At 61.7% G+C, this 3,943-nt stretch carries 5 protein-coding genes; all 5 read right to left on the bottom strand.

What is annotated here, in order from left to right; translation table 11 throughout:
• A partial coding sequence (gene cobD / locus V3W31_02280) for a threonine-phosphate decarboxylase CobD (GenBank protein MEE9613764.1) occupies window positions 1-966 on the bottom strand: 966 nt, incomplete at its 3' end.
• Window positions 967-993: 27 nt separating this feature from the next.
• Window positions 994-1,695, bottom strand: coding sequence for an acetate--CoA ligase family protein (locus V3W31_02275; GenBank protein MEE9613763.1), 702 nt, complete (start codon window positions 1,693-1,695; stop codon window positions 994-996).
• A gap of 1 nt (window position 1,696) precedes the next feature.
• Window positions 1,697-3,070: a CoA-binding protein gene (locus V3W31_02270; GenBank protein MEE9613762.1), complete on the bottom strand. Its 1,374-nt coding sequence runs from the start codon at window positions 3,068-3,070 to the stop codon at window positions 1,697-1,699.
• Window positions 3,071-3,274 (bottom strand): dodecin, encoded by a 204-nt coding sequence (locus V3W31_02265; GenBank protein MEE9613761.1) that lies wholly within the window; start codon window positions 3,272-3,274, stop codon window positions 3,071-3,073.
• Window positions 3,275-3,304: 30 nt separating this feature from the next.
• Window positions 3,305-3,775, bottom strand: a complete 471-nt coding sequence (locus tag V3W31_02260) for a DUF4149 domain-containing protein (protein ID MEE9613760.1) — start codon at window positions 3,773-3,775, stop codon at window positions 3,305-3,307.
• Between the last annotated feature and the right edge of the window lie 168 nt (window positions 3,776-3,943).

Below are 3,943 nucleotides of genomic sequence, written 5' to 3'. Positions count from 1 at the left end.
CCTTACAAGTATACCCCTCTCGCCGAGCGCGTCCTTGACGTGGCCGCCGGCGACACCGTCCCACGATGATTTTATCATAAAAAAATTGGCCGCGGAGGGGAAAACCTCCAATTCCGCGAACTTTCCGAGACGTCCCGGCATGTACTCCCTCTCCGAGGCGAACCACCTCTTTATCTCTTCCATATGCTCGGTGTCGCCAAGCGTTGCGACCCCGGCCGCCTGCGCGAGGGTGTTCACGGACCACGGCGGGAGGAAGCTCCGGAACCTCTCCACGACCGCCGGGGGTGCCACGAGATAGCCGAGCCTCAACCCCGCCATGGAGAAGAATTTGGTCATGGACCTCAAGACCACGAGGTTCTCGAACTCCCCGACGGACGCCTTGACGGAGTCCTCTTCGGAAAAGTCCGCGAACGCCTCGTCCACGATAACGACGGTGCCGTGCTTGCCGCACTCGTCCACCACCTTAAGAAGGAGTTCTTTTTCCATGAGCGCGCCCGTAGGGTTGGCCGGGTTGCCTATATAAAGGAGGTCGTAGCGCCCTTCCAGCCTCTTGAAGAGACCTTCGATATCCGGCAGGAAAGAGTCCTCCTCGCGGCACTGGAACTCGTCGACACTTACACCCCCGAGTTCAAGGGCGTATCTATACTCGCTGAACGCGGGCTCTACGATAAGCGCCTTCTTCGGACGGAAGACGGAGGGGACGAGATATATCAGCTCGGTCGAGCCGTTGGCCGGAAGCAGTTCCTCCGGCGAGATGCCGTGGTGGTCCGCAAGGGCGTGCCTGAGTTCACGTACGTCCGGGTCCGGGTAGGCCCCGGAGAGGGCGAGGGCCTCCCTTACGGCCCCTGCGGCGCGCGGTGAAAGCCCCAGCGGGCTTATGCTCGCGCTAAAGTCTATGATTTCTTCCGGGGACTTTCCGGCCCGCCTCGCGGCGGCCCAGATGTCTCCCCCGTGGGTCTCCTTCATACGCGGCCGTACCCCCGAAAACTCCGTCTACTCAACCACCGCCCTTGCGTCGAGAGCCACAGCCCCCTTATGGAGCACCATGAGCGGGTTTATCTCCAGCTCTTTAATCCCCTCGGTATCGTCAATAATCCTCGACACCTTTACTATAACGTCGGCGACGGCGTCCGTATCCACGGGCTCGCTGCCCCTGAAACCGGTAAGGAGCGGGTATCCCTTTACCTCGCGCATCATCTCGAGCGCCTCTTCCTTTTCGACCGGCGCAAGGCGGAAGCTCACGTCCTTCATAAGCTCCACGGCCACCCCCCCTATACCGAACATCACCGCCGGGCCGAACTGCTCGTCCCTCAAAGAGCCCACTATGACCTCGACACCCCGCCCGACCATCTCTTCGAGCAAAAAGCCCTCGACCGCCGCGGACGGGTCCTTGTCCCCGACGTTCATGACTATCTCGGAGAAGGCGCTCTCGACCTCCTCTTTGGTGTTAAGGCCCGTTATCACGCCGCCGAACTCGGTCTTGTGCAGTATGTCCCCGGACACCACCTTCAGTACCAGCGGGTAACCCATCTCCGAAGCCGCCTCGGCCGCCTCGACCGGACCCGTCACCAGCCGGTGCTTCGGCACGGGGACGGAGCGGGCGGCGAGTATCCCCTTTACCTCGGGCTCGGTTAAACTCTTTCGCCCCTCGCCCCTCGCCCTGTCGACGAGCCTGTCTATCTCTTCCCCGGTCATCCTATACCCGTCCCTTTCTCGCAAGTATGGCGGCGGCCCTTACGGCACTCTCAGGGCTGGCGAATACGGGCAGCCCCCTTTCGGTAAAGAGCCCCTTCCTCTCCTGCGAGTACTTCCCACCGGGCGAGCAGATAATAGCCGGCTTCCCGGCCATTGCTATCCTCTCGGCCAGAAGTTCCGGGAGCCTGTCGGTAAGGCCGGGCGGTCCCCAGAGCGGGGCCACTATAGCGAGGTCGTAGTCGTCACCGTCGAGCGCCACCCCGACCGCCTCGGCGAACCACTCGTCCGTGGCGCTGCCGGTCAGGTCCAGCGGGTTACCGACCGTAAAGTAAGACGGGAGGACGGCTTTTAGCCTCTCCTTTTTCCCGTCGGGCAGGGCGGACACCTCAAGCCCGGCCGAGACGCAGGCGTCCGCCACGTTCACGCCAATGCCTCCGGCGTCGGTTATCACCGCGACCCTCCGTCCCTTCGCCGCGCTCTGCATGCCCACCGCCTTGCAGCCGTCCATGAACTCCTCGTACCCGGAGAGCTCCACCACTCCGGCCTTCTTGAAGGCCGCGCTGTAGAGCTCGTCCCTTCCGGCCATCGCCCCGGTGTGGGAACGGGCCGCGGCCCGGCCCACCTCGCCGCGGCCGACCTTAAGCGCCATGACGGTCTTCCTCCTGGCGCAGTTCTTTGCGCTCTCGACGAACCGCCTGCCGTCTTTTATGGACTCTATGTATAGCACCACCGTTTCGGTCGCGTCGTCACGGGCCAGGAAGTCGAGGCAGTCGGTCTCGCTTACGTCCACCATGTTTCCGTAGCTCAAGACCCTCGACACCCCTACTCCCTCGGCCGCCAACTCGTCCATGGCCGTAAGCGCGAAGGAGCCGCTCTGCGATAGCACGGCTATGGACCCCCTGCCGGGCCTCTTTATCCTCTCCACGGGTATGAAGAAGGTATCCACCCCGGAGACCGCGTCGTAGATGCCCATGCAGTTCGGCCCGACGACCCGTATGCCGGTCTTTTTTATTACATCCCTGAGCTCATCTTCCAGCGCCTTCCCCCTGTCGTCGGTCTCGCCGAAGCCGCCGCTTACCACCACGGCCCCCCTGAGCTTCCCTTCCGCCTCCTTAAACACCCCGGAGACGGCGGCCGCCGGAACTGCCACGACCGCGAGGTCTATTGGTGCGCCTATATCCTTAATCGACGGATAGCACTTAAGCCCCCTTACGGTCTCGTACTTGGGGTTTACCGGGTACACCCCCCCGGTAAACCCCGAACCACCGAGGCTCTCCATTACGATAGCCGAGAGCTTGCCCGGAGTGTCCGAAGCGCCCACCACGGCGATGGAGCCGGGGTTGAAGAGGAAGTCGAGTTCCCTCTGCTTCCCCATTTAGTCGAGCTTGAAGGCGACCTTCAGTACGGCCTGGTACTCGGCGACCTTTCCGTCCACGATCTTGCCGTGGTGCTCGGTGACCTCGAACCAGGCAAGTCCCCTTAGCGACTGCGACGCCTTCTCGACGGCGTTCGCGATCGCCTCCTCGTAGCTCTTGGGCGATACCCCGACGAGTTCTATCTTCTTGTAGGTCTTACCCATAGTAATGCCCTCCTTTTTTTTATTGTCCTGCTATAAGCTGATGCCCGCGGCGGTAAGCCATATGAAGATAAGTCCCACGGTGAGCACGACCATGTTCATCGTGGAACTCTTCCTGTGGAGCCTTTTGAACTCCTCCCTCATCTTTTCCCTTTCGGCCCTGTCCTCCACGGCCTTCATCCGTGCCTTGACGTCCCTCGCCTCGCTGCCGATGAAGATCCCCGAGTAGAAGACAAGGAGCGTGAGTGCTGCGAGCACCGCCACGCGCAGGAAGGGGAACACCCCCTCCATTAAGGAGAGGCCGAGGAGCGTAAAGAGGGCGACCAGGCTGCAGAAGTAATTTATGATCCAGTACTTCGGGAATATGTCGCCCACCACGTCCCCGGCCGTCTCGCGCGGAAGCACCTTGAAGATACTCGGCGCGGCGAAGAAGCTGAAGAAGACGACCGAGCCGATCCAGACGACGATGGATAAGAGATGTATGAACTTAAACAGGGTAACCATATCAGCCTCCTTGACTGTGGGGGTTCCTTCAATGGAAGCCTCGGGAGAGGGCCTGCCCCGTACTTGCCGCGGGGCCACCGGCTACCCTATTTATACCGCAGAAGCGAGCTTTTTTCTATAATTTTTTGCCGGTTGGGGGGGGCGCTGGCCGGGGCCCGCCGGGGCCTG

The sequence above is a fragment of the Thermodesulfobacteriota bacterium genome, assembly GCA_036482575.1.
Classification (GTDB): domain Bacteria; phylum Desulfobacterota; class GWC2-55-46; order GWC2-55-46; family JAUVFY01; genus JAZGJJ01.
The sequence above is the reverse complement of the archived record's forward strand: the minus strand, read 5'-3'. Positions and strand labels throughout refer to the sequence as shown.

Coding starts and splice junctions, on each gene's coding strand:
- V3W31_02275 (MEE9613763.1), bottom strand. CDS start 1,695: ATGACCGGGGAAGAGATAGACAGGCTCGTCGACAGGGCGAGGGGCGAG.
- V3W31_02270 (MEE9613762.1), bottom strand. CDS start 3,070: ATGGGGAAGCAGAGGGAACTCGACTTCCTCTTCAACCCCGGCTCCATC.
- V3W31_02265 (MEE9613761.1), bottom strand. CDS start 3,274: ATGGGTAAGACCTACAAGAAGATAGAACTCGTCGGGGTATCGCCCAAG.
- V3W31_02260 (MEE9613760.1), bottom strand. CDS start 3,775: ATGGTTACCCTGTTTAAGTTCATACATCTCTTATCCATCGTCGTCTGG.